19 protein-coding genes are annotated in these 24,905 nt (G+C 68.6%); 16 read left to right on the top strand and 3 right to left on the bottom strand.

What is annotated here, in order from left to right:
• Position 1: 1 nt before the first annotated feature.
• The 4 genes from Q8Z05_RS14180 to Q8Z05_RS14165 all read left to right on the top strand — a co-directional run bounded on the left by Q8Z05_RS14180 (position 2) and on the right by Q8Z05_RS14165 (position 5,294).
• Positions 2–2,233, top strand: coding sequence for a molybdopterin oxidoreductase family protein (locus Q8Z05_RS14180; protein WP_305940256.1), 2,232 nt, complete (start codon positions 2–4; stop codon positions 2,231–2,233).
• The gene (locus tag Q8Z05_RS14175) at positions 2,230–3,828 is read left to right on the top strand and encodes an FAD-dependent oxidoreductase (RefSeq protein WP_305940255.1); all 1,599 of its coding nucleotides are present in this window, start codon (positions 2,230–2,232) and stop codon (positions 3,826–3,828) included. Before Q8Z05_RS14180 ends, Q8Z05_RS14175 begins: the two co-directional genes overlap by 4 nt.
• Positions 3,829–4,163: 335 nt before the next feature.
• Positions 4,164–4,547, top strand: coding sequence for a hypothetical protein (locus Q8Z05_RS14170; RefSeq protein ID WP_305940254.1), 384 nt, complete (start codon positions 4,164–4,166; stop codon positions 4,545–4,547).
• 105 nt (positions 4,548–4,652) lie between these two features.
• A complete protein-coding gene (locus Q8Z05_RS14165; protein WP_305940253.1) occupies positions 4,653–5,294 on the top strand; it encodes a hypothetical protein in 642 nt (213 codons plus the stop codon).
• Positions 5,295–5,314: 20 nt separating this feature from the next.
• On the opposite strand, the gene Q8Z05_RS14160 is transcribed toward Q8Z05_RS14165, so the two are convergent.
• On the bottom strand, positions 5,315–6,730 hold the full coding sequence (locus Q8Z05_RS14160) for an NAD(P)H-quinone dehydrogenase (protein ID WP_305940252.1): 1,416 nt from the start codon (positions 6,728–6,730) through the stop codon (positions 5,315–5,317).
• A 94-nt stretch (positions 6,731–6,824) separates the two neighbouring features.
• Between Q8Z05_RS14160 and Q8Z05_RS14155 the strand changes: the two genes are divergently transcribed.
• Positions 6,825–7,643 carry a purine-nucleoside phosphorylase gene (locus Q8Z05_RS14155; RefSeq protein WP_305940251.1) on the top strand — a complete coding sequence of 273 codons (819 nt, stop codon included), beginning with the start codon at positions 6,825–6,827 and terminating at the stop codon, positions 7,641–7,643.
• Between the two features lie 75 nt (positions 7,644–7,718).
• On the opposite strand, the gene Q8Z05_RS14150 is transcribed toward Q8Z05_RS14155, so the two are convergent.
• Positions 7,719–8,204 carry an RrF2 family transcriptional regulator gene (locus Q8Z05_RS14150; protein ID WP_305940250.1) on the bottom strand — a complete coding sequence of 162 codons (486 nt, stop codon included), beginning with the start codon at positions 8,202–8,204 and terminating at the stop codon, positions 7,719–7,721.
• 97 nt (positions 8,205–8,301) lie between these two features.
• Between Q8Z05_RS14150 and Q8Z05_RS14145 the strand changes: the two genes are divergently transcribed.
• On the top strand, positions 8,302–10,041 hold the full coding sequence (locus Q8Z05_RS14145; protein ID WP_305940249.1) for a phospho-sugar mutase: 1,740 nt from the start codon (positions 8,302–8,304) through the stop codon (positions 10,039–10,041).
• A gap of 25 nt (positions 10,042–10,066) precedes the next feature.
• Here the strand turns inward: Q8Z05_RS14145 and nirD are convergent, their stop codons facing one another.
• Positions 10,067–10,432, bottom strand: a complete 366-nt coding sequence (nirD, locus tag Q8Z05_RS14140) for a nitrite reductase small subunit NirD (RefSeq protein WP_305940248.1) — start codon at positions 10,430–10,432, stop codon at positions 10,067–10,069.
• Positions 10,433–10,725: 293 nt separating this feature from the next.
• On the opposite strand from nirD, the gene nirB reads away from it, so the two are divergent.
• From nirB to Q8Z05_RS14090, 10 genes are all read left to right on the top strand, one after another.
• The gene (nirB, locus tag Q8Z05_RS14135) at positions 10,726–13,365 is read left to right on the top strand and encodes a nitrite reductase large subunit NirB (protein ID WP_305940247.1); all 2,640 of its coding nucleotides are present in this window, start codon (positions 10,726–10,728) and stop codon (positions 13,363–13,365) included.
• A 2-nt stretch (positions 13,366–13,367) separates the two neighbouring features.
• On the top strand, positions 13,368–14,402 hold the full coding sequence (cobA, locus tag Q8Z05_RS14130; RefSeq protein ID WP_305940246.1) for a uroporphyrinogen-III C-methyltransferase: 1,035 nt from the start codon (positions 13,368–13,370) through the stop codon (positions 14,400–14,402).
• Positions 14,403–14,421: 19 nt separating this feature from the next.
• Entirely contained in the window at positions 14,422–15,570 is a 1,149-nt protein-coding gene (locus Q8Z05_RS14125; RefSeq protein ID WP_371745979.1) for a uroporphyrinogen-III synthase, read from the top strand.
• A 177-nt stretch (positions 15,571–15,747) separates the two neighbouring features.
• The gene (locus Q8Z05_RS14120) at positions 15,748–18,456 is read left to right on the top strand and encodes a GMC oxidoreductase (RefSeq protein WP_305940244.1); all 2,709 of its coding nucleotides are present in this window, start codon (positions 15,748–15,750) and stop codon (positions 18,454–18,456) included.
• A gap of 31 nt (positions 18,457–18,487) precedes the next feature.
• Positions 18,488–20,437 (top strand): hypothetical protein, encoded by a 1,950-nt coding sequence (locus tag Q8Z05_RS14115; RefSeq protein WP_305940243.1) that lies wholly within the window; start codon positions 18,488–18,490, stop codon positions 20,435–20,437.
• Positions 20,434–21,498, top strand: a complete 1,065-nt coding sequence (locus Q8Z05_RS14110; protein ID WP_305940242.1) for an alpha/beta fold hydrolase — start codon at positions 20,434–20,436, stop codon at positions 21,496–21,498. Before Q8Z05_RS14115 ends, Q8Z05_RS14110 begins: the two co-directional genes overlap by 4 nt.
• Entirely contained in the window at positions 21,495–22,487 is a 993-nt protein-coding gene (locus Q8Z05_RS14105) for an acetoacetate decarboxylase family protein (RefSeq protein ID WP_305940241.1), read from the top strand. The genes Q8Z05_RS14110 and Q8Z05_RS14105 overlap by 4 nt, the downstream gene beginning before the upstream one ends.
• Positions 22,484–22,966 carry a DUF1772 domain-containing protein gene (locus Q8Z05_RS14100; protein WP_305940240.1) on the top strand — a complete coding sequence of 161 codons (483 nt, stop codon included), beginning with the start codon at positions 22,484–22,486 and terminating at the stop codon, positions 22,964–22,966. The genes Q8Z05_RS14105 and Q8Z05_RS14100 overlap by 4 nt, the downstream gene beginning before the upstream one ends.
• Positions 22,963–23,451 carry a hypothetical protein gene (locus Q8Z05_RS14095; protein WP_305940239.1) on the top strand — a complete coding sequence of 163 codons (489 nt, stop codon included), beginning with the start codon at positions 22,963–22,965 and terminating at the stop codon, positions 23,449–23,451. Before Q8Z05_RS14100 ends, Q8Z05_RS14095 begins: the two co-directional genes overlap by 4 nt.
• Positions 23,448–24,818 (top strand): patatin-like phospholipase family protein, encoded by a 1,371-nt coding sequence (locus tag Q8Z05_RS14090; RefSeq protein WP_305940238.1) that lies wholly within the window; start codon positions 23,448–23,450, stop codon positions 24,816–24,818. The genes Q8Z05_RS14095 and Q8Z05_RS14090 overlap by 4 nt, the downstream gene beginning before the upstream one ends.
• Positions 24,819–24,905 lie beyond the last annotated feature (87 nt).

Raw genomic sequence — 24,905 nt, 5'->3', positions numbered from 1 at the left:
CATGACCACAAGCGCCGACACGCACTGCCCTTACTGCGCCCTGCAGTGCGCCATGACGCTGAAGTCCCCAGCGGCTCTGACCCCGGCTCTCCAGCCGGGGTCAGACCCCGTGCCGGCTCCCCCGGCTCCGAACGTGACGGCAGCGGCTGCGCCGGTCCTGGAAGTCTCCGGACGGGACTTCCCCACCAACCGCGGAGGACTCTGCCGCAAGGGCTGGACGTCCGCGTCGCTGCTGAACCACCCCGGACGCGTCACCGAGCCCATGCTCAAAGGCTCCGACGGCGTCCACCGCCCCGTCAGCTGGGATGACGCCCTGAAGCTCATCACCGCAGCCGTGAAGGACACCCGCGCCCGTTACGGTGCGGACGCCGTCGGCGTTTTCGGCGGCGGCGGCCTGACGAACGAGAAGGCCTACATGCTGGGCAAGTTCGCCCGCCTGGCCCTGGGCACCTCCCGGATCGACTACAACGGCCGGTTCTGTATGTCCTCCGCAGCCGCCGCCGGCATGCGGGCCTTCGGCGTCGACCGCGGCCTGCCGTTCCCGCTGGAAGACCTCGACGGCGCCAGTACCATCCTGATGCTCGGCTCCAACGTGGCCGAGACCATGCCGCCCTTCGTGCAGCACCTCCAGGGAGCCCGCGACGCCGGCGGCCTGATTGTGGTGGACCCCCGCCGTTCCGCCACGGCTGCGTTTACGTCCGACGGCGGCGGCCTCCACCTCCAGCCCCTGCCAGGCACCGACCTCACACTCCTCCTGGGTCTCTCCCACGTGGTGATCCACGAAGGTCTGGCGGACACCGGCTTCATCCAGGCGCGCACCAGCGGCTTCGAAGCCCTGGTCCGCAGCGTCAACGCGTTCTGGCCCGAGCGCGTCCAGTCCCTGACCGGAGTTCCGGCGGACCTGATCCGCGAGACGGCCCGCAGGCTTGCCCACGGCGCCACCCAGGGCGGAAGCTACATCCTGACCGGCCGCGGCGTGGAGCAGCACGTGGACGGAACGGACACCGCCACCGCTGCCATCAACCTCAGCCTGCTGCTGGGCCTGCCAGGTTCCGCCCGCAGCGGCTACGGCACCCTCACCGGACAGGGCAACGGCCAGGGCGGCCGGGAGCACGGCCAGAAAGCCGATCAACTCCCCGGCTACCGCAAGATCACGGACCCCGCCGCCCGCGCGCATGTGGCCAAGGTGTGGGGCGTGCCGGAAACGCTGATACCCGGCCCCGGCCTCCCCGCGGTCCAGCTCCTGAAATCGCTGGGACAGCCAGGCGGCGTCCACTGCCTCTTCGTGCACGCCTCCAACATCGCCGTGGCCTCCCCCGACGCCAACGCGGTCATTGCGGGCCTGCGCAGCCTGGACTTCCTGGTGGTCTGCGACTTCTTCGTCTCCGAGACAGCCGCCGAAGCCGACCTGATCCTGCCGGTCCTCCAATGGGCTGAGGAGGAAGGCACCCTGACCAACCTCGAGGGTCGCGTCCTGCGCCGCCGCCGTGCCCTGCAGCCGCCGGCCGGGGCCCGCAGTGAACTCTGGATCATGGCCCGGATCGCCGAAGCGCTCGACGCCCCGTCCACGTACAGCGAGGATCCCGAGACGGTCTTCGAGGAACTGCGCCTGGCCTCTGCCGGCGGCCTCGCCGACTACTCGGGCATCGACTACGCCATGCTGGACCGCGGTGAGGCCGCCTACTGGCCCTACCCCGCCGGCAGCACGGGCACCCCGCGGCTGTTCCTGGACGGCTTTGCCCACGCCGACCGCAAGGCAGTCATGACCCCGGTGGCACCCCGCCGCCGTCGTGCGCCCGTTGCAAACCCCGGCAGGGATAGCGCAGCCGCGGACGCTAAAACCATGACGCTCATCACCGGCCGCCTGCTGGAGCACTACCAGTCCGGGTCGCAGACCCGCCGGGTGTCCGAGCTGCTGGAGTCCCAGCCGGAGGCAAAAATGCAGATCCACCCTGCGGCCGCGGCGTCAATGGGGATCACGGACGGCTCGTTCGTGTCCGTGGCCAACGAGCGCGGCGAGGTGCTCTGCCGCGCCGAACTCAGCACGGCGATCCGGCCCGAGACGGTCTTCCTGCCGTTCCACTTCCCGGAGCTCGAGAGCGCCAACCGCCTGACGGAAGCCGCCACCGATCCCATCTCCGGGATGCCCGAGTTCAAATTCAATAAAGTGTGGGTCCGGGCGGCCGCAAACGGACTACAGCACAGCGTTCTTCAGACATCGGAGGCCTCATGAGTGAGCAGATTGTAATTGTTGGCTTTGGTCCGGTTGCCGCACGGCTGATCGACGAGCTGCTGCCTGCCGTGCGCAGCGGGCTCGCCCGCCTGACAGTGATCGGCGAGGAGGCAGAGGCCGCGTACAACCGCGTGCTGGTGGCCGACCTCGGCGTCGGCCGCACGACTGCCGGGGCCCTGGCGCTCTCCGACGCCGCCGCGCTGATCGCCGACGGCGTGGATGTCCGGCTCGGGGTCCGCGTCCGCCGGGTGGACCGCGCCCGCCAGCAGGTGATCCTCACCGACGGCAGCACCCCGCACTACGACCGGCTGGTGTTCGCCACGGGTTCACGCCCGGTGATCCCCAACCTCACCGGCCTCAACCCGGACCCCGCCCACCCGGTGCTGCCCGCCGGCGTGACCGCGCTGCGCGACCTGCGCGACGCCGAGGTGCTCCGCCAGGCTGTTGCCGGCGGCAAGCGCGTGGTGGTGCTGGGCGGCGGCGTCCTGGGACTCGAGACGGCCCTGGCCGCCGCCGAGGAGGGCGCTACGGTGACCGTGGTCCACAACGGTCCGCACCCGCTGGGCCGGAACATCGACCGCGGCGGCGGAGCCGTGCTGGCTGCCAGCCTGCGGAACTGCGGCGTGCGGATGGCCGGCAATGCGCGCTCCACCGGACTCGAACACAACGCTCCCGACGGCGGCTTCTCCGCCTTGCTGCTCGATGACGGTTCAGCGATCGACGGCGACCTGCTGGTCCTGTCCTGCGGTGTCCGTCCGCGCGTGGAGCTGGCCGAGGGCTGCGGACTCTCCACGGCCACGGGCATCCTGGTGGACCACAAGCTGCGGGCACACCACGAGCCCCACATTTTCGCGATCGGCGACTGCGCCGAGGTCCGCTGCCCGGATCCGTCCTGCAGTGAGTGCCGCACCGCCCCCGGCCCGTCCGGCCTGGTGGGCCCGGGCTGGCGCCAGGCGGAGTGGCTCGCCGAGTACCTGATGCTGCTGGCGGAGGGATTCGCGAACGGGTCCGGTGAAGGCAGCGAGGCCGGTTCGGCTGCCGTTGCCAATTCGCTGCCGGAGCTGCCGATGGAAAAGCCGGGCGTCATTGTCCTCAAGGCCCGCGGCCTGAACATGGCCGTGGCCGGCGATAACGCCGCGGAACCGTGGGACGACGAAGTCCTGACGGCCGGTGCCGTGAACGGCCGCCCGCGCCTCCAGATTGCGCAGTGGTCGGACCCCGAACACGGCCGCTACGTCAAGATGACCACGCGCGGCGGAGTCCTGGAAGGCCTCGTGGCCGTGGGAATGCAGCGCACCGCGGCGGAACTGGTGTCCCTGTTTGAGCGCGGTGACGAGCTTCCGGCGGACCGGTCGCTGCTGCTCCGACTGGACGGGCCGGACCAGCTGGCTGCCGCGGGCAACAGTGACCCGGCGCGCACCGTGTGCCGCTGCGCCGGAGTCAGCGGCACCAAAATCCAGGACGCCGTTGTTGACGGCTGCTCCACCGTGGCCGAGGTTTCCGGCGCCACCCGCGCCGGCACCGGGTGCGGCGGCTGCCACTCCGACATCAAGGACATCATCGAAAAACACTTCCAGGCGGCAGCAGCCGCCTGACGTGACGTGAAGAAGCAGGACCCCCGCCGGGGCCCCTGCCACTTCTGCATCCCCGCCTGTTAGCCTGAACCAACATCGATGTTGGGGGTGCCGTGAATCAGGCTGTAACGCTGACTCTGGCTGCTGTCTTGACGCTGGTGGCCCCGGGTTGCGCCGCCCCTGGAGCGGGATCAGCTGAGCCCGGCACCGAGCCAGTTGCCCAGCAGGCTACGGCCACCGTTTCCGCGTCGTCTTCCACGTCGTCGGAACCATCCGGCCCTCCGTCCGATTCCCCGGCGGGCTTTCCTTCCTCGGGGCAGCCGGTGCCGGACTTCTGCGCGGCCGGAGCGGTGTACTTGGCACGCTTTCCGGGGCTGCCGCGCTATGAACCCGAAGGCGGACGCCCGGTGTCCCCGGCCTCGGGCGGCTGCGCCTATTCTGAGTCCGGTGACGAAGCTGTTCCCTTTGCCGTGCTGACCGTCACCGATCTATCTGTTGCCAGTGAGATGCAGGCATTGATGGCTGCCAGCTGCAACTACGGCGGGCTGGCCCCCGGAGTGACAACGCTCGAGGCCCTTGCCCGCGAACGGGGATGGTCCGCGTGGACCTCCACGAGGCAAGCTGGTGTCCACGAAGCCCAGGTCTGCACCGGCAGCCATATTTACAACGCCTCACTCGGCAATATTCCTGGCACCGTGCCGGAGGATGCCCTCAAGACTATTCTGGCCGTCATCCGCTAGGGGCGCAGGTCGCCCGGTTTTCCAGGGACCTTGGACCCCTTGCCCTGACAGCGGGGCAAGGGGTGTCATGGAAGCTAGAGTCCGTGAGTCCGAGGGAGGCCTGCCATGTTCGCAGTCACGATCTTCCTTGCCGCGGCCGCACTCATCGTGCTTGCTGCCGTGATGGGCATCGTCTCCCTGCGGAAGCTGGACCGCTCCACCCGGGCGAAGGCACTGACTTGGACGGCAACGGCCATCATGGCAGCCTTCACGGTCCTTGCCGGTCTGTTCATCAGCGGCTACGCCCTGGCTGATCCCGGGGGCAGCGAGGGAATCGCACTGGTTACGTCCTGGACTGTGCCGCTGGCTGCCTTGGCCGCACTCGCCTGGCTGCGTCCGTCGTGGGCCCTCCCCGCGCTGACGGCGCTGACGGCACTGCTGGTGGTGGCGGGCATCTGGTTCGCCGTGGATTCGGTGTCGTGGCGCACCTTCGAGAACGCCAACGGCCCGGTCCGCGCCGTGGCGGTCCTGGTCGTAGCCTTTCCGGCAGCCGTACTGGGCCTCAAACGGACGGCCGCTGCGGGCTGGCTGTTGCTGGCCCTGGGACTCGGGCCCATAGGGTTTTCGGCACTCGGGAGCCTCGCCGGAGTGGTCTCGCTCTCCGCCATGAGCGTGATCCCGTTGATCACCGGGCTGTTGTACCTCGGAGCAGCCCGGCTGACCCGCACCGCCGTGTCCACGGACCACCTCCGGGCCGCGCCCGCCTGACGGTGTCTGCCCACCTGACGTTACATATGCACGTGCAGGCGCCGCGCCGCTTCCGAGATGGAACCGCTCAGTGACGGGTACACCGTAAAGGTGCTGGCGACGTCGTCGACGTGCAGTTTCTGGGTGACCGCGATGGAAATCGCGAAGATCAGTTCGGACGCGTTCGGCCCGACCACCACGCCGCCGATCACGGTGCCGGAGCCCTTGCGGGCGAAGATCTTGATGAACCCGTCCCGGTGGTTGCGCATCTTGGCGCGGGCATTGCTGCGCAGCGACAGCTTGACCACGTCGCCCTGGTACTTGCCGGAATCGATCTCCGCCTCGGACACACCCACCGAGGCGATTTCGGGTGACGTGAAGATATTGGAGGCCACCTGGTGCAGCTTCAGCGGGGTCACGCTGTCGCCCATGAAGTGGGCTACGGCGATGCGGCCCTGCATCGCAGCGACGGACGCGAGGGCCAGGACGCCGGTGCAGTCGCCGGCGGCGTAGATGTTCGGCGCAGTGGTGCGGGAGACACCGTCCACCTTGATGTGGCCGCTCTCGCTGAGCGCCACGCCGGCTTCCTCCAGTCCAATCCCTGCCGTGTTGGGGATGGAGCCCACGCACACCAGGCAATGGCTGCCGGTGACCTTGGAGCCGTCACCCAGGGTGACCACCACGCCGTCGTCCGTCCGCTCCACCGTTTCCGCACGGGAACGGGATAGCACCGTGACGCCGCGGCGCTCAAAGACGCCTTCCAGGACCTCCGCGGCATCGGTGTCCGAGCCCGGCAGCACGCGGTCACGGCTGGAAATCAGGGTGACCTTGGAACCCAGGCCGTTGTACGCGGAGGCAAATTCCGCGCCGGTGACGCCGGAGCCCACCACAATGAGTTCCTCGGGGAGCTCGTCCATGTTGTAGATCTGCGCCCAGTTCAGGATCCGGTCGCCGTCAGGCCGCGCTGTGGGAAGTTCACGCGGGTGGGCGCCCACTGCGAGCAGGATGGTGTCTGCTTCCACCGTCTCGGTGCCCTCCGCGGTGAGGACCTCGATGGTACGGCTGTCCAAGAGCTTGCCGGACCCGATCAGGATGCGCACCCCCTGGTGTTCGAGGCCCGTCCGGATGTCCTCGGACTGCTTCCGCGCGAGGGTGAGCAGCCGGTCGTTGATGTGCTTCAGGTCCGCCCTCATCACCGGGGCGAAATCGCCGCCGTCGACGTCGAACTTCACTCCCAGCTCCCCCGCCTCACCGACGCGGGTCATCAGGTCCGCCGTCGCGATCAGGGTTTTGGAAGGTACGACGTCGGTGAGCACCGCGGAGCCGCCCAGGCCGGCCCGCTCGATGATGGTGACTTGCGCCCCCAGTGAGGCGGCCACCATGGCGGCTTCATAGCCGCCGGGCCCTCCGCCGAGTATTGCGATGCGAGGTGAGCTGAAATCCGGATGCGTAGTCACAAAGATCCATTCTCTACCCATCCGCCGCCGCACACCAATAAAGGGAGCTGCGCCACAGCTGGGCAGGGCACCGCGGGCACGATAACTTGTACCAGTGAGTAATACAGAATTCCTGAACACGGACCCTTTTGATGCCGCCCGGGCGGCCGCGGACTACATCGCCGAGGAGACGGGCGTGGACAGTCACGACGTCGCCCTGGTGCTGGGCTCAGGCTGGGGCGACGCCGCAGACCTGATCGGCGAGACCACGGCCACGCTCTCCGCGGACGAGGTCCCCGGCTTCTCCGCACCGGCGGTGGAGGGCCATGTTGGCACCATCCGCTCCGTCCTGACCAGGGAAGGCAAGCGGGCCCTGGTGCTCGGCGCCCGGACGCACTACTACGAAGGCAAGGGCGTCCGCGCCGTAGTGCACGGCGTCCGGACGGCCGCGGCGGCCGGCTGCAAGGTCCTGGTAGTGACCAACGGCTGCGGCGGGCTCAACGAGGCCTGGGCTCCGGGCACGCCCGTGCTCATCAAAGATCACATAAACCTCACCGCCACCTCACCTCTGGAAGGCGCAACCTTCGTTGACCTGACAGATCTGTACTCCTCACGGATCCGGGGGCTGGCCCGCGAAGTCGATCCCTCCCTCGACGAAGGCGTGTACGCGCAGTTCACCGGGCCGCACTATGAAACCCCGGCGGAAGTCCAGTACGCCAAGCGGATCGGTGCTGACCTGGTGGGCATGTCCACAGCTCTCGAAGCCATCGCCGCCCGTCACGCAGGCATGGAGGTCTTCGGCATCTCGCTGGTGACCAACCTCGCCGCCGGAATCAGCCCGGTCCCGCTGAGCCACCAGGAAGTCCTGGAAGCCGGGCAGGCCGCCGGTCCGCGCATCTCCAAGCTGCTGGCGGAAATCATCGCCAAGCTCTGACGGCACCCCGGCTGCCGCGGCGCCCGCCGGTGTCTACTCCTAGTACCTGGCGGGCGTCTAGTACCTGGCGGGCAGCTAATACCGGGCGGGCCTCAGCCGGCGGAGGATGTCCTTCCGGGACCCGGGAAACTTCCGCTCCACCGAGGCGGCAATGCCGGCGATGGTCTGCCGGGACAACGTCTGCCGCCATGCCAGCTCAGCCTGCCGCATGGTCTGCGACACCAGGCAGCTGCGCAGGTAGTCTTCACCGGGGTCCGCTCCCGGCGCGTTGGCAAGGATGGATTCGCAGCGAAAAGCGGGTTCCGGACCTTCAATGGCCAGCACCACGTCCAGCACGGTGATCTTGTCCGCGGGCCGCGCCAGCTGGAAGCCGCCGCGGGGTCCGGAGACCGACGTCAAAACGCCCGCGCGGACCAGTGCCTGCAACTGCTTGTTCAGGTAGGCGGCGGGCAACTGGTAGAGCTCGGCCAGCCGGGCGCTGTTGACGGCCTCCCCCGCGGGCGCCCAGGACATGTTGACGCAGCAGTGCAACGACCATTCCACCCCCTGGCCCATCTTCATTTTTCAGACATTACGTGTCCGGAAAATTTACTGTCAAGCGGCCCGCCTGTGCTTGTCGGGCATCGCATCCGGGTCGTTAGGCGATAGCTTTGTTCCTATGACGTCTTCCGATGCCGAATTTCCGCAGCTGCTGAGCGATGCCCGCAACTGGGCCGCCCAGGATCCGGATCCCGCCACTGCCGCCGCTTTGACAGAACTAATCCAGCTCTCCGGCGACGGGGTTCGCGCCGCCCGCCAGCAGCTTGAGGACAGCTTCAGCGGCACGCTGCAGTTCGGCACCGCAGGCCTCCGCGCCGAGCTTGGCCCCGGGCCCAACCGGATGAACCGCGTCGTTGTCCGGCGGGCGGCCGCAGGTTTCGCCGCGTTCCTGACCGCCGCTGTGGCGGAAGCCGCGCCGGGCACCCGGCCGCGCGCCGTCGTCGGCTATGACGCCCGGTACAACTCCGACATCTTCGCGAAGGAGACCGCCGCCGTGTTCACGGCCGCGGGAATCGAAACCTTCCTCATGCCGCAGGCGCTCCCGACGCCGCTGCTCGCCTACGCGGTCAGGGCACTGGATTGCGACGGCGGCGTGATGGTGACTGCCAGCCACAACCCTCCGCAGGACAACGGCTACAAGGTGTACCTGGGCAGGCATGCCGTGGAGGAGAGCGGGCGCGGAGCGCAGATCGTGGCGCCCTACGACGCCCGGATCGCCGCGGAAATCGACCGCGTGGGCGGGCTGGACTCGATCACCCTCGCCCCTGCCGGCTGGACCGTGCTGGAGCCCTCGATCACAGCCGGTTACCAGGCGGCGGTGGCGGACTTGGCGCTGCCCGCACAGTTCCCGGCCCGCGACCTGAAGATCGTCCTGACCCCCATGCACGGTGTTGGCGGCGACACCGCCGTTGCCGTCCTTAAGGCGGCAGGGTTCGAAGACGTCACCCTGGTGTCCGAACAGGCCCGGCCGGACCCGGCCTTCCCCACGGTGAACTTCCCCAACCCGGAGGAACCCGGAGCGCTGGATCTTGCGCTGGAAACTGCGTCCCGCGTGGATGCCGACATTGTCCTTGCCAACGACCCCGACGCCGACCGTGCCGCCGTGGCCGCCAAGGATCCGGACACGGGCTCGTGGCGCATGCTGCGGGGCGACGAAGTGGGGGCATTGCTGGGTGCGCACATCGTGGCCCGGCTCGCCGGCGCCGAAAGCGCGGCACACGGGGTCTTCGCAAATTCGATTGTTTCCTCGCGCCTCCTGGCGCGAATCGCCGCCGCTGCAGGTTACGCCCATGAAGAAACGCTGACGGGATTCAAGTGGATTTCCCGGGTTCCGGGCCTGCTCTACGGCTACGAGGAAGCGCTGGGATACTGTGTGGCCCCGGAGCTGGTCCGCGACAAGGACGGCATCTCCGCCGCGGTGCTCATCGCGGAACTCGCGGCCGCGGCCAAGGCTGACGGCAAGACCATTTTCGATACGCTCGACGAGCTGTACCTGGTGCACGGCCTGCATGCCAGCGACCAGCTCAGCATCCGCGTCGCGGACCTGGGCCTGCTGGACGCCATGATGAACCGGCTACGGGTCAGCCAGCCGGAGTCCTTCGGCGGTTCCGCCGTCGAATCATTCAGGGACCTGGCCGAAGGCAGCGAAACCCTGCCGCCGACCGACGGCCTGCTCTACCTCACCAAGGACCTCAGCCGGGTGATCATCCGTCCCAGCGGCACCGAGCCGAAACTCAAGTGCTACCTCGAAGTCATCCGAAGCGTGGGCTCAGCCGCAGAGCTGCCCGAGGCGCGGCAGGCGGCCCGGGCAGCTCTCGACGGCGTCCTGGGGGATGTACGGGAGGCCCTGGGGCTCTAGCCGCGAGCGGCCAAAGCTCGTCGGCCTAGAGCTCAACTTCCACGTAGCCGTCAACCAACCGGGTGCGGAACGTGGGCAGGCGGAGATCGGCGGTGCCAAAGCACTCACCGGTTTCGAGGTCGTAGACCTCCTTGTGCAGCGGCGACGCAATGGTCTGGCGCGTTCCGCGTGAACCGACAATGCCGCGGGCCATCACATGGGCGCCCGTGGCGGGGTCTTCCTGCGCGACGGCGAAAACCTGGGCGGCCGCGGTACGGAACAACGCCACCTGGCGGCCGGCGATCAATGCAGCCTCGCCCCATGCCAGTTCCAGTTCCTCCACGGCGCAGACGCGGTTCCAGCCCGTCGCAAATCCGGTGGTCTGGTCTTCAAGTTCAAGTATTGCGGTCATTTCCGGCCCCTCTCGCATTGCCTGCAGCCCGGCGCTCCTTGGAACGGCTGCCGGGCCCGGACCGCCGACGCGGCCACATCTCCAAGCTAGGGCTCCGGTGTTTCGACGGCGTGCAGTCAATGTGTCCGGCACGTAAAAGGCAACTCACCTGCCCGGAAATCCATTCGTGATGCAGAAGTTAAGTTCACGAAACATAAGGGAAACTGAAGCGAAACTGCGCGTACCTAGTCTGGATGGACACCTCGATTGAGATGGTCGCAGATCACCGCTGCGCCCCATGCGAAAGGCCCACAGTGACCGAACAGACTTCAAGCACCGAGACTCCGCGCCGCATCGTCGTCGCCGGCGGCGGCCCCGCGGCCCACCGTTTTGCGGACGCAATGCATGCCCGTGGCCTCGAAGGCTGGCATGTCACGGTCCTCACTGAGGAAGCACACCTCCCCTACGACCGGGTGGCCCTCAGCAAGGCGCTCACGGACAGCGAGGTGGACCTCACCCTCGGCAGCGCCTCCATGTGGGACCACGACGCCCTGGCCCTGAAGACCGGCGAACGCGTCATCAAGATCAACCACGCTGCCAAGTCCGTGGAGACGGCGGCCGGCAACACCTATGAATTCGACGAACTCGTGGTGGCCACCGGTTCGGACGCCGCCCGCCTGCCGATCCCCGGCGCCGAGCACGTGCATGTCTACCGCACCCTCGAGGACGTCTGGGCCATTAACAAGGCCATCGCCGAGCTCACTGAGAAGCTCGGCCGCAAGATCAACGCCGTGACCATCGGCGGCGGCCTCCTCGGCCTGGAATCGGCAGCCGGCACCGAGCAGCTCGGCGCGACGCCCGTCGTCATCAACGGCGCCCCCTGGCTCATGAACACCCAGCTCGACGAAGGCGCCGGCCAGGCGCTCGGCCGCCTGATCGAAGCCAAAGGTTTCACCGTCCACGGCGGCGTGTTCCCCTCCGAGGTGCAGTCCGAAGACGGACAGGTCACCGGCGTGCTCATGGCCGACGGCCGCATCATCCCCGCAGACATCGTGATCGTTGCCATCGGCGTGAAGCCCCGCGATGAGCTCTTCCGCGCTGCCGAAGGCGAGGAACAGCTGTTCGACCTTGGCCCCCGCGGCGGCGTCGTCATCACCGACGGCTGCGAAACCCAGATCCCCGGCATCTGGGCCATCGGTGAGGTAGCCAACTTCGGCGGCATGTGCCTGGGCCTCGTGGCCCCCGCCAACACCATGGCCGAGATCGTGGCGGACCGCCTGCACGGCGGAGAGGCCACCTTCCCGGGCTTCGACACCGCCACCAAGCTCAAGCTGTCCGGTGTGGATGTCGCCAGCTTCGGTGACGCATTCGCCAAGACCGAGCACGCCCTCGAAATCGTCTACGCGGACCCGGCGCGCGGCGTCTACCAGAAGATCGTCACCACCGACGACGCCAAGACCCTCCTGGGCGGCATCTTCGTGGGCGACGCATCACCGTACATGAGCCTGCGCCCGCTCCTGGGCCGCGAATTGCCCGCCGAGCCCGGCGCATTCCTCAGCGCTGCCGGCGGCGGCGACGCCCCGGAGACCGAACTGCCGGACGACGCCATCCTGTGTTCCTGCAACAACGTGACGGCCGGAACGATCCGCGACACCGTCAACGGCTGCGGTGCCTGCGACGGCAACGCTCCCGTCCAGGAACTCGGCGAGCTCAAGGGCTGCACCCGAGCCGGAACCAGCTGCGGTTCCTGCGTGCCCATGCTCAAGAAACTGCTGGAAAGCGAACTGACCAAGTCCGGCGTCGAGGTTTCCAAGGCCCTGTGCGAGCACATCGAGCTCTCCCGCCAGGAGCTGTTCGACGCCATCCGCGTCCTGGAGCTGACCTCGTTCGAAGAGATCATGGCCAAGTACGGCACCGGCGCCGGCTGCGACATCTGCAAGCCGACCATCGCCAACATCCTGGCCAGCCAGAACAGCGCCTACGTGCTGGACGCCGGCCGCGGAACCCTGCAGGACACGAACGACCGCGCCCTCGCCAACATGCAGAAGGACGGCACCTACTCGGTGGTCCCCCGCATCGCCGGCGGTGAGATCACCCCGAAGAAGCTCGGCGTCATTGCCGCCGTGGCCGAGAAGTACAACCTGTACACCAAGATCACCGGCGGCCAGCGCATCGATATGTTCGGCGCCCGGCTGGAAGAACTCCCGGAAATCTGGAAGGAACTGGTGGACGCCGGCTTCGAATCCGGCCAGGCCTACGGCAAGAGCCTGCGCACGGTGAAGTCCTGCGTCGGGTCCACCTGGTGCCGCTTCGGCGTGCAGGACTCGGTGGCCATGGCCATCCAGCTCGAGCTTCGCTACCGCGGCCTTCGCAGCCCGCACAAGCTCAAGATGGGCGTCTCCGGCTGCGCCCGCGAATGCGCCGAAGCCCGCGGCAAGGACGTCGGTGTGATCGCCACGGCCGACGGCTGGAACTTGTACGTCGGCGGCAACGGCGGTGCCACCCCGGCCCACGCCCAGCTCCTGGCCAAGGACCTGGACGACGAAACGCTGATCAAGTACATCGACCGCTACTTCATGTACTACATCCGCACGGCGGACCGCCTGCAGCGCACCGCGCGCTGGCAGGAAGAGCTCGACGGCGGCATCAAGCACGTGGAGGACGTGGTGGTCAAGGACACCCTGGGCATCGCCGAGGACCTCGAAGCCGCGATGGCCAAGCACGTCGACACCTACGTCGACGAGTGGGCCGACACGCTGAAGGACCCGGAGCGCCTCCGCCGGTTCCGCTCCTTCGTCAACGCCCCCGACCAGAAGGACGACTCCATCACTTTCGTCTCCGACGAGCGCGGCCAGATGCGCCCGGCAACGGCTGAAGAAAAAGGGAAAGTCCTCATCGGATCCACCATCCCGATGCGGCCCACCACACCGGAACTCGACAAGAACGAGGTATAGGCATGCAGCTCAGCATTGATCTCACCGGCCGCGAAGTCCTGGTCACCGGATCCGACCACGCCGCACGGCAGGCGGTCCGCCGCTACCAGTCCGCCGGCGCCGTCGTCTCCCGCCTCAGCACCCCGCAGGGCGCGAGCCACGACGGGCCGCTGCCCGAGCGCCCCTTCCTCGTGGCTGCCGTCGACGACGGCCAGCCCGGCTGGGACACACTGCTGAACCGCTGCCGCCAGACCGGCATCCCGGTCGCGTTGGAACCGGCTGCGGGAGCAGTGGGCCACGTAACGCTGGTGGGCGGCGGCCCCGGCGTCGGGGAGCTGCTGACGGTTGCCGCCGTCAAGGCGCTGCGCGATGCCGACGTCGTCTTCTACGACCGGCTTGCCCCCTACCAGGAGCTGCCGTCCCTGACCTCGGCCGAGCTGGTGGACGTGGGCAAGCAGCCCGGCCACCACAAGGTCAGCCAGGGCGACATCGAGAAGCTCATGGTGCAGAGCGCCCTGGCCGGAAACAACGTGGTCCGCCTCAAGGGCGGGGATCCCTACGTGTTCGGCCGCGGCGGCGAAGAAGTTGCGGCCTGCGTGGCCGCCGGCGTACCCGTCAAGGTTGTTTCCGGCGTCACCAGCGCCATCTCCGTTCCGGCGGCAGCCGGCATCCCGGTGACGCACCGCGAAGTCAGCCACATGTTCACCGTGGTGTCCGGCCACGCCCCGCTGACGGAGAAGGAGCTGACGCACCTTGCCGGGCTGGGCGGGACCATCGTGGTCCTCATGGGCATCGGGACGCTGCACCAGCTGGCCGCCGGCCTGCGCCGGGCGGGCATGCCTGCAGAGATGCCGATGGCCGTCGTCGAACGCGGCTACCGCCCCGGCCAGCGCACCACCATCGCCCAGCTGGGTACGATTGTGACTGCGGCCGCCGATTGCACTAACCCGGCAGTGCTGGTCATCGGCGAGGTGGTGCGGGTGGCTGAAGCCAACCGCGGGCACGCCGAGGCGGCGGCTGACCTCGACCGCCTCGCAGCGTCACTGATGGAATCGTGAAAGTAAAACCATGAGCGCCTTGAACTCAATTGCCCCCGCCTCCGGTCCGCAGGACTCCCCTGCCGCCGACGCCCCCGATGCACCCCTGGAGGGGTTCCGGATCGGCGTGACGTCGCACCGGCGTTCCCAGGACCTGATCGAGGCCTTGGAGCGGCGCGGAGCCGAGGTGCTGCACGCGCCGGCGCTCAAGATCGCACCGGTGCAGGAGGACATGCGGCTTATCGACGACACCCGGGCCATCATCGCCGCCAAGCCCGATCTCTGCATCGCCACCACCGCATACGGCATGCGCCGCTGGTGCGAGGCTGCCGACGCGTCCGGGATCGGCGACGAACTGCTGGAGACCCTGGCGGCGTGCCGGATGTTTGTCCGCGGGCCCAAAGCCCGCGGTGCCGTCCGCGCCGCCGGACTTGCCGACGTCGGAATCAGCAGCGACGAAACCACGGCCACCCTGGTGGACATGCTGCTGAAGGAAGGCGTCCGCGGCAAGACTGTGGCCGTCCAACTGCACGGCTACACGGACGTCCGCCAGCTTGAGCGGCTGAGGATGTCCGGCGCCACCGTCCTGACCGTCACCCCCTACCGCTGGGTCAAGCCCGACGGCGAGGACAAACTTCCGCGCCTGATCGAGGCCGTCTGCAGCGGCAACCTGGACGTCCTGACGTTCACCAGTGCGCCCGCCGTCGACGCCATGTGGAGCACAGCCCACGAGATGGGCCTCTACAAGCAGCTCGTCGACGCCCTGAAAACCACTGTCACCACCGCCGTCGTGGGTCCCGTCACCGCGCAGCCGCTGATCGACGCAGGGCTATCCCCGCTCATTCCGGAACGCTTCCGGATGGGCGCCCTGATCCGGCTGGTCTGCGAGCATCTCGCCCTGAACCATGTGCGCCGCCTGGACACCCGGTCCGGCAACGTGGAGCTCCGCGGACGGTCGCTCCGGATCGACGGCGAAGCCGTTGAAATGGCGCCGGCGCCTCTCCTGCTGCTGCGCGCACTGCTGGGTGCCGAGGGCGCCGTCCTGTCCCGGGAATCGCTCTCCGAACTGCTGGAACTGCGCGGCTCCGTGCATGCGCTGGACATGACCGTCAGCCGCCTGCGCTCGTCCCTTCCGGACGGCCGGATGGTGGAAACCGTGGTCAAGCGCGGTTACCGGATCCGGGTCTAGCACTCCCCCTTTGGGTTCCCGGGCCGGGCTTTCCTCCCCGGGTCCGTGGACAGACCCCGTCCGCAGTGGGAACATGTCGCTATGGTTTGCGTCTGACCGCCCCGTGGCCGCTTCGCACCGCCGAGGTGCGCCGGCCGCAGGATGGTGGGACGGGTCTGCTCTTCCAAGGGGAATTGCGTGGAACCGGTGGTGCAAGGCGATGATGAACCCGCGGAGTCGGTGGACGCCGTGGTGGTGGGCTCCGGCTTCGGCGGATCGGTAGCGTCCTACCGTCTGGCGGCCGGCGGACAGTCGGTGGTCCTCATGGAGCGGGGACGGGCCTACCCCCCGGGAAGTTTCGCCAGGACACCGTCGGAGATGGGCCGGAACTTCTGGGATCCGGACAAAGGCCTCTACGGCCTCTTTGATGCCTGGACCTTCCGCGGCCTGGAAGGAATCGTCTCCAGCGGACTGGGCGGCGGATCCCTCATCTACGCGAACGTGCTGCTGCGCAAGGACGAGAAGTGGTTCGTCCAGGAATCTCCCGTTCCCGGGGGCGGCTACGAAAGCTGGCCGTTCAGCAGGCAGGACCTCGAGCCGTATTACGAAGCCGCCGAGGCCATGCTCCGTCCCGTGCCCTACCCCTACCAGGACACGCCCAAGACCCTGGCCATGGAAACCGCCGCACGGGCCCTCGGGCTCAGCATCACACGGCCGCCCATCGCCGTCACCTTTTCAGCCTCGCCGGGTGCAGCTCCCGCCCGGAACCAGGTGCTGCCACCCGGGCCGTTCGGCAGCGTCCATGGCGAAGGGACGGTGCGCACCACGTGCACCCTGTCCGGGGAATGCGACATCGGCTGCAACACCGGCGCCAAGAACACCCTGGACCACAACTACCTGTCCGCGGCCAAGACTGCCGGGGCGGACATCCGGACCCACCACGACGTCCGCGGCATCCGTCCCCTTCCGGCGGGCGGCTATGAGGTCCGCTACGTCGTCCACGATCCGGCCGACGCCGCGCCCGGACTCCTGCGCGAACAGGTGATCCACTGCCGCCGGCTCATCCTCGCCGCCGGGACCTTCGGCACGACGTTCCTGCTGCTGCGCAACCGCGCGTCGCTGCCCGCGCTGAGCCCGGCGCTGGGCACCCGGTTCAGCGGAAACGGCGACCTGCTGGGCTTCGTCCTGGACGCCAAGGACCCCGACGGCGTGACGCGCACGCTCTCGGGCAGCATCGGTCCGGTGATCACCACGGCCATCCGTACCCCCGACTCCACGGACGGAGGCGACGGCCGCGGCTACTACATCGAGGATGCCGGCTACCCCTCGTTCATGAACTGGCTGCTGGAGACCGGGCAGTTCCGGCAAGTGGCCAGGCGCGCCGGCAAAGTAATGGTGCAGCTCCTCAAGGACAGGCTCTTCCACGCCCAGCGCTCCAACATCTCGGCGGATCTTGCCGCAGCCCTCGGGGATGGCCGCCTCTCGGCGTCGTCAGTTCCCCTGCTCGGCATGGGCCGGGACATCCCGGACGGCGTGATGACCCTGCAGGGCGGCCGGCTGGCCATCAACTGGACCCTCGCCACGTCCGCCGCGTACTTCGGCCGGATGCAGGACACGATGCAGGCGATCGCGAAGGAACTGGGCGGCAGCTTCAAGCAGAACCCGCTCTGGTGGAGCAAGCGGGTCATCACCGTGCATCCGCTGGGCGGCGCCCCGGCCGGGCGGAACAGCAGCGAGGGAGTGTGTGATTCCTACGGTGAGGTGTTTGGCTACCCCGGCCTGCATGTAGTGGACGGTGCCGCGATGCCCGGGCCGGTGGGAGCCAACCCCGCCCTGACCATTGCCGCATTTGCCGAACGCGCCTGCCACCGGATCCTGGCCGGAACCGACGACGGCGGGCGGCTGCGGCAGCGGGGCGGACTGGGCACCCCCGGTGTCCCGCCGGGAAACGTCGGCGTCGGGACGCCCGACGCCGGGATTCCCGGCTACCAGCCCGGCCCGCTTCGTGCCCTGGTGCCGGACGCCACCAAAGGGGCAAAGGCACCCCGGGAAGAGAGCACCTTCGCCGTTCGGACCGGCACGCGCCCTCGGGGGCTGCGCTCCGCCGGATCCAGGGATGCCGCGGGCTCCGCGGAGGCCGCCGCACTTCCCGAAAGCGAGGCCCTGCAGGAAGCTGAAATCGAGGAGGAGGCCGAACTGGCCGAAGCAGGTCCCACGTCCGTCAGCTTCACCGAACAGATGCACGGGTGGTTCAGCGCGGGCGTGCACGACCCTGAGAGGGGCCGCAGCCTGGGCCGCGACCGCAGCCGCCGGATGATGTTCGAACTGACCATCACCGCGCCTGACATCGACGCGTTCGTCCGGGATCCGCTCCATCCGGCGACAGCTGAAGGCTACGTCCTCGCCGACCAGTTCGGCGGCCGCCTGCCGGTGGAGCGGGGGTGGTTCAATCTCTTTGTCAGGGAAGCGCCTGACGGTGCCGGACGGAAAATGCTCTACCGGCTCTGGCTGCGGGATCCCGGCGGCACCCCGCTGACTTTCGTGGGCCACAAGGACGTCCGGAATGACGCGGGCTTCGACGTCTGGGGTGACACCACCACGCTGTACGTCACCGTCCTGCGCGGGCATGTCCCGCCCCCGGATAGTGCCGCTGCCGCTGCCACGAGTTTTCGTCCAGATACGGGGACTTCCGCGCCCCGGAACCCCCTTGATGTGGACAAAAACTCCGAAGCGGTGGCGGGGGCCGGGATCCTGTACATCCGGCCGTGGGACTTCGCCCGGCAGTTGACCACGTTCCGCACAAGCGGACCGGCCCCTGCTAGCGCCCTGGCGGCATTCGGCAGGGTGTTCCTGGGCGAACTGTGGCAGGTGTACGGCCGCCGGCCCCACGCCCGACCCGCCCGGTGATGAAAAGCGACGGCCATGGAAGGCGGCGGGGATGAAGCGGGCTGAGCTGGCGCGGCACAGCAACGGATTGGGCTTCACTCCGCGGGACGCCGTGCGCTGGCTCGCCCCGGCCCAGCTGGGCAGGACCGCCGTGCGGGTAGTCCTTGCGTCCGTTTTCGCCGACTTCGGCGACAAGCGCGAGCTGGAGGGCGGCTTTCCCGGCTACGAACTCGATCTGGAGCGGCTGCCCGTAGCGGGCCAGCCTGCGCAGCCAGTGGTCCGTGACCTCGGCCTGCCCGGTGCGGGGGCCCGCGCCGCCGGGGCTGAGGCAGCGGGGACTGAAACGGCTTCCGTGGCCGACGACCTGTGGCTGGATTTCACGGCCGACCTGGGCGACGGATTTGATGCCACCTACACGGTGGCGTCGTTACTGGCCGAAGAGTCGCTGCGGGTGGACGGACATGAGCTCCGGCGCGGCAAGGTACTGGTGCTGGGCGGGGACGAGGTGTACCCGGTGGCCGCGCCCGCCGCGTACGAGGACCGCATGGTGGGTCCGTACCGGACGGCGCTTCCCGGCGGCCGCTCCCCCGGCGGCGCCGCGGTGCTGCTGGCCCTTCCCGGCAATCACGACTGGTACGACGGCCTGACGTCCTTCATCCGGCTGTTCACGCGGCAGCGGAACATCGGCGGCTGGCGGACCATCCAGACACGGAGCTACTTCGCCCTCCGGCTGACGGGGGGCGACGGCTCCCCGGGATGGTGGCTGGTGGGGCTGGACAGCCAGCTGGGGCAGTACATCGACGAACCGCAGCTGGATTACTTCTACAACACCGTGACAACCCGGCTGATTCCGGGCGACGCCGTCATCCTGTGCGTCGCAGCCCCGTACTGGGTGCGCGCAACGGAGGACGAGAACGCGTTCCGGCAGGTGCATTTCTTCGAGCAGGATTACCTTCGGCGGCGCTTCAACCACCGCGCGGGCACGTTCGAGGAAACCGGCGCATCGGTACGGCTGTGGCTCACCGGGGACCTGCACCACTACGCGCGCTACGAGGAAACGGCGCAGGGCGGACCGGCTGAAGAGAGTCTCCCGGCCGCCGCCGGAGCCGACCCGCGCCGGACCCAGCTCATCACCTGCGGCCTGGGTGGCGCGTTCCTGGCAGAAGCCCGGTGGCTGCCTGCCGACGTGACACTCCCGGGGAGCAGTCCCCGCGCCGGACGCCGCTTCGCCCTGGCGCCGGGAACATTCCCGGGCGTGGCAGAGTCCCGGCAGTTCCGCGGACGCCTGGCCAATCCGCTGACTCCGTTCTGGCTCCCGCTGCGGAACCCGGGATTCGGCTCGGCCCTCGGCGTGGCGCACATGGTGGCCGCCCTGACCCTCTGGACCGTCTTCAGCGCTTTCCGCGGCCTCTCCTTCGTGGACAGCCTGCTCAGCCTGAAGGCAGGCAATACCGGGTTGCTTGCGCTGACAATCTTCGCGGTCCCCCTGCTCCTGCTGTTGCTGCTGGTCACGCTCGGCACTGCGCTCGGTTTCGCCCGGGAGCCGCGGGAAAACGGCGCCGGGTTTACCGTTTCCCGCGGCGCGCTCTGGCAGCTCACAGCGCTCGGGGCGGGAATCGCCGTCGTCCTCCTCCTCCCGTGGCCGGCGGCGTGGCCGCCTTTCCTCACCCTTGCACTGGTGCTCGCCGTCATCTTCGCCACCGGGTACGCGGCCGGAAGCGAAGCGTTTGCGTTCTTCATCCTGAGGACCGCAAGCGGAGAAGTGGCCTCCTGGGCCATGTCCGGCCAGGCCGTTGAGGACCACAAGGGTTTCCTCCGGATCCGGATCACCCCGGACGGCAACCTGACGGTGTATCCGGTGGCAGTGGACCGCATCTGCCGGGACTGGAACCTGCAGGACAACGGCGACGGCGGCCTCCGCCCGGTGCCGGCCGGCGGACTGCCGCCGCTCCGGCTCTTCGAACCGCCCGTCACCGTCGCCAGGGAGGGATTTTCGCCATGAGCAGCCCCCGCACCATCACCCGGACGGACCACATCACGGAGGTGATCCCGTTCCCCGCCGGGGACGGAACGCCGCTGACCCTGCTGCACGTCACCGCGGCCGGGACCCCCGGCGCCGGAACGGCGGAGAAGGGGCCGGTGCTGCTGGTCCACGGGGCCGGGGTCCGGGCCGAGCTTTTCCGCCCGCCCCTGCCGCGGACCCTGGTGGACGCCCTGCTGGAGGACGGCTGGGACGTCTGGCTCCTGAACTGGCGGGCCTCCATCGACTTTGAACCCCTGTCGTGGACCTTGGGTGACGCCGCCGTGTACGACCACCCCGTCGCCGTCGACTACGTCCTCAAGGCGACCGGCGCCGAAACCCTCAAGGCCGTGATCCACTGCCAGGGGTCGGTGTCCTTCACCATGGCGGCCGTTGCCGGGCTCCTTCCCCGGGTGGACACCGTGGTCTCCAACGCCGTGTCGCTGCATCCGGTGATCCCGCTGTGGTCGGTCGTCAAGATCACCTACCTGGCCGAAATTCTCAAGCCGTTCACTCCCTACCTGTCCCCGGCATGGGGCTACAAATCCAACGGGTACCTCTCCCGGATCCTGAGGTCCATGGTCAAGGCCACCCACCATGAATGCGACAACCTGGTGTGCCGGCTGGTCAGCTTCACCTACGGCAGCGGCCGGCCGGCCCTCTGGTCGCACGAAAACCTGGATGAGGCCACCCACAACTGGATCAGCGGGGAGTTTGCCGAGGTCCCCTTCACGTTCCTGTCCGAGATGGGCCACAGTGTGCTGGCCCGGCGCATCGTGGCCGCGGGAAACCACCCGGAACTGCCCGCGAACTTCCTGGCCGGGGCTCCGCAGACCGACGCCCGTTTCTCGTTCCTGGCCGGGCGCAACAACCGCTGCTTCCTGCCCGAAAGCCAGGAGCGGACCTTTGCCTTCTTCCAGGGCCACCGCCCCGGTAAGGATTCGCTGCATCTGCTGCCCGGGTACGGGCACCTGGACGTCTTCTTTGGGGCCCGCGCCTGGGCGGACACCTATCCCATCATCCTCAAGGAGCTGAACAGATGAACAAACTCATCGGGCTGGCCGCGTCCCTGCTGCGGCTGGTGCCCTCGCCCGTGCCGCACCGCCAGGAGCGCCTGCGTGGACACCATGCCACGGTGGACGGCATCAAATACTCCATGCCCGTCAACTCCGACGATTCGCCCGTGCTGATGGCGGCCTTCCCCATCAACAAGCGGGCGGCGGCCGCGATCCTGCCCGGCACGGAACTCCGGCCCTTCAGCCTTGGCGGCAAGGGGCTGCTGGTGGTCACGGTGGTGAACTACAAGTCGACGGATATCGGCAAATACATTGAATACTCGCTGGCGATCGCCGTCACGCACGGCTCCCGGCCCGCGCCGCCGCTCCTGCCGCTGATCTTCCAGAAAACGTTCGGGCTGGGGCAGTACGTCGTGGACCTGCCCGTGAGCACTGAGGTCTCGGTCAAGGGCGGCAAAGGCATCTGGGGCATGCCCAAGCACCAGGCCAGCCTGGACTTCGTGGTCACCGGGTCCACCGTCTCCGCGCAGTACGACGACGGGGGCAGGCTGGGCTGCTTCATCGAGATTGAGCGGCCCGGGCCGATGGGGATCCCGCTCAAGCTGGCCGCCTCCAACTACTGCGCCTTCCGCGGGATGCTGTGGAAGTCCGACATCTACTTCGAGGCCACCGGGGACATTGCCCTGGGAGGCGACGCCAAGGCCCGGCTGGTCCTGGGCGACGCACCCGGGGTAGCCGCCCTCAAAACCCTCCAGCCGGCGGACAAACCGGTGTTCACTGCCTACCTGCCCGAAGCCCACGGCGTGCTGGACGACCACTACGAGGCCTGGTTCCTGACAGCCCCGACCGCCGAGGAGGCCGCGCGGATCCCCGGCGGCGACCCGCTCGAATCAGTGGTGGGGCTGGGCCAGGGCCAGGAATGGCTGCCGGCGCCGGACCGCAGCACCACGGCTCGAGCCGGCACAGGCACCGGCACAGGAGTCACCGGGGGCACCGGCACCGGGGACACGCCGTGAACTGGCTCCTGCTGCTGAACGCGCTGTATTTCCTGTTCGGCGCCACGATGTACGTGGGCACCATGTGGGTCCTGAAGTTCTTTCTCTACCCCACCTGGGAGTCCCTGGACCGCGGCAACGTGGACATGCATTTCGGCATCCCCACCCGCCAGGCCACCAAGTTCTTTACCGTGGTGGTGCCACCCATGTTCATCTCCGGCATCGTCCTGGTGTGGACTGAATGGGGCACCTTCCGGCTCCTTCCCGCGGTGCTTTGCCTCCTCGGAATCATCGTCCTGACCGTGGTGGGCCAGGCCATGATCATCCCGGTCAACGTCCGGATCCGGGGCGGCGACTTCGCCGACGACGCCGAACTGCGGTCCCTGCTGCGGCGGTGGATGCTGCTCAACGACATCCGCTTCTACGTCTCCACGCTCACCTGGCTGGCCATTGTCTGGCTGCTGGTGGACCGGGGACGGCTGTGGGAGGCGTGGGCATGAGCGGGGCGGTCCGCCCGTCCGGTGCGGCTGTTCCCGGCGTCAGCGCCTGGATCGCGGCCGATCCGCTGCGCGCCGTCCTGGCCGCCATCGCCGTCGTCACTGTTTTTTCCGGTGCGGTGCAGATACCGTTCGGAGGCGCCGTCCTTGAGCTGCTGGGGGCGGACCCGACGACGGCGGCGCGCCAGCTGTTCGCCACTGTGGGAATGTTCATGGTGGTGGTGGGCGGACTCCTGCTCCACACGCTGCTGCGCCCGCAGCCGGCGGCGGAAGTGCTGTTGTGGTCCGGCGTGCAGAAAGCGGGAGCCTGCGCCGCCGTCGCGGTCGGGGTCCTCAACGGGGTCTTCGCGCCCGTGGCGCTCGCAGTGGCCGCGTTTGACCTGGCGACGGCGGCACTCTGCCTCATCTATCTGCGCCGCCAGCTCTATACGCGCCAGGAGACCCCCGGGAACGCCGGCGGGGTGACCGGACCGGGGAGACCGCAGTGAAGCGCTCGCTGGTCCTGGCCGGCGGCGGCATGCGGGTGGCATGGCAGGCAGGCGTGGTGCGCGCACTGGTGGAAGAGGGGCTGCACTTCGACCACGTCGACGGAACGTCCGGCGGCATCCTGACCGCGGGAATGCTGCTGTCAGGGGTATCGCCCGAGGACATGTGCCGGAACTGGTCCGGCGTCAGCGTCAAGGACTTCGGCTCGGCGCTGCCGCCGGGAGACTATGTAAGGGGACCGTGGTCACTACCCGCCCTCGGGGACGCCGATGGCCTGCTCGGCAAGGTCTTTCCTGCCCTCGGGATCGACGACGGCGAGATCCGGCGCCGTGCCGCCCTGCCGGGCGCCATCGAAGGCACCTTCAACGTGGTGGAGTTCACCGGGAAGCTCTGCCACGCCATCGATGCCCGTGACGTGGATGCCGGACTGATGGCGGCGGGAATGTCGCTGCCCATCTTCCTCACCCCGCTGCGGCGTGACGGGAAGATCTGGACCGACGCGGTCTGGGTCCGGGACGCCAACGTGGCCGAAGCCCTCCGTCGCGGGGCGGACGAGGTGTGGCTGGTCTGGTGCATCGGCAACACCGGCTACTGGGGCGACGGCCCGCTGGAACAGTACGTCCATATGATCGAGATGAGCGCCATGGGTGCCCTCCTGGCCGACTTCGAGGCCGCGAAGGCGGCCGGCAGGGATTTCATCCTCCACGTTGTCAGGCCGGAAAATCCCCTGCCGCTGGATCCGGAGTTCTACCTGAACCGCATCGACGCGGACACCCTGATCGGCATGGGATACCGGGACGCCCGCCGCTACCTCAAGGACATGACCGCCGAAGGCCTGCCCAAGGACGCTTCCTGCACGGCGATGGTTGAACCGCCCGCCGGGATCCGCTTCACTGAGCGGTTTGCCGGCCAGGGAAGCGGCGGGGATGCGGGCGGCGGTTCGGACGTCCGTCTCACCGTCACGGTGCACCTCCCGCTCGACGGTTCGGGCGCGCCCGCGCGGCTCACCGGTTTCCTGGACTTCGCGCCCTTCGGCCCGAGGGTTTTCCTGGCCGGCGGACGGGTTGACGTCCGGGGCGACGCGGTGACCTACCGGGCGTCCGTCCATGCAGGCGGGGCCTGGCATCGCTTGTCCCTGGCACGGATCTTCCGCGACGACCCCGGGCCGGACGCCTGGGACGATACCCGGCGGGCCCGCCTCTCAGTCGGTTCGCTGCTGGATGTTCCGGTCACCATGGGGCTGGCGGACGCGGCGGCCCTGATCGCCTCGGTGGAGCCGGCGGGCGTCCACGGCCCCGGCGGCAGAGCAGGCGTCGTCGCGCAAGTAGTGGCAGAGGGCTTGAGGGAGGCGTTTCGCCGGTACGGCTGAGTGGTACTTGTGAGGCAGAACACATCAACGGAACACGTTTGTTGCCAGTTGGTAAACATCCGCGAACGGGCAGGGACATTCCGGCAA

Source organism: Arthrobacter oryzae, assembly GCF_030718995.1.
Classification (GTDB): Bacteria; Actinomycetota; Actinomycetes; order Actinomycetales; family Micrococcaceae; genus Arthrobacter; species Arthrobacter oryzae_C.
This window is presented reverse-complemented; position numbering and strand designations above follow the sequence as displayed.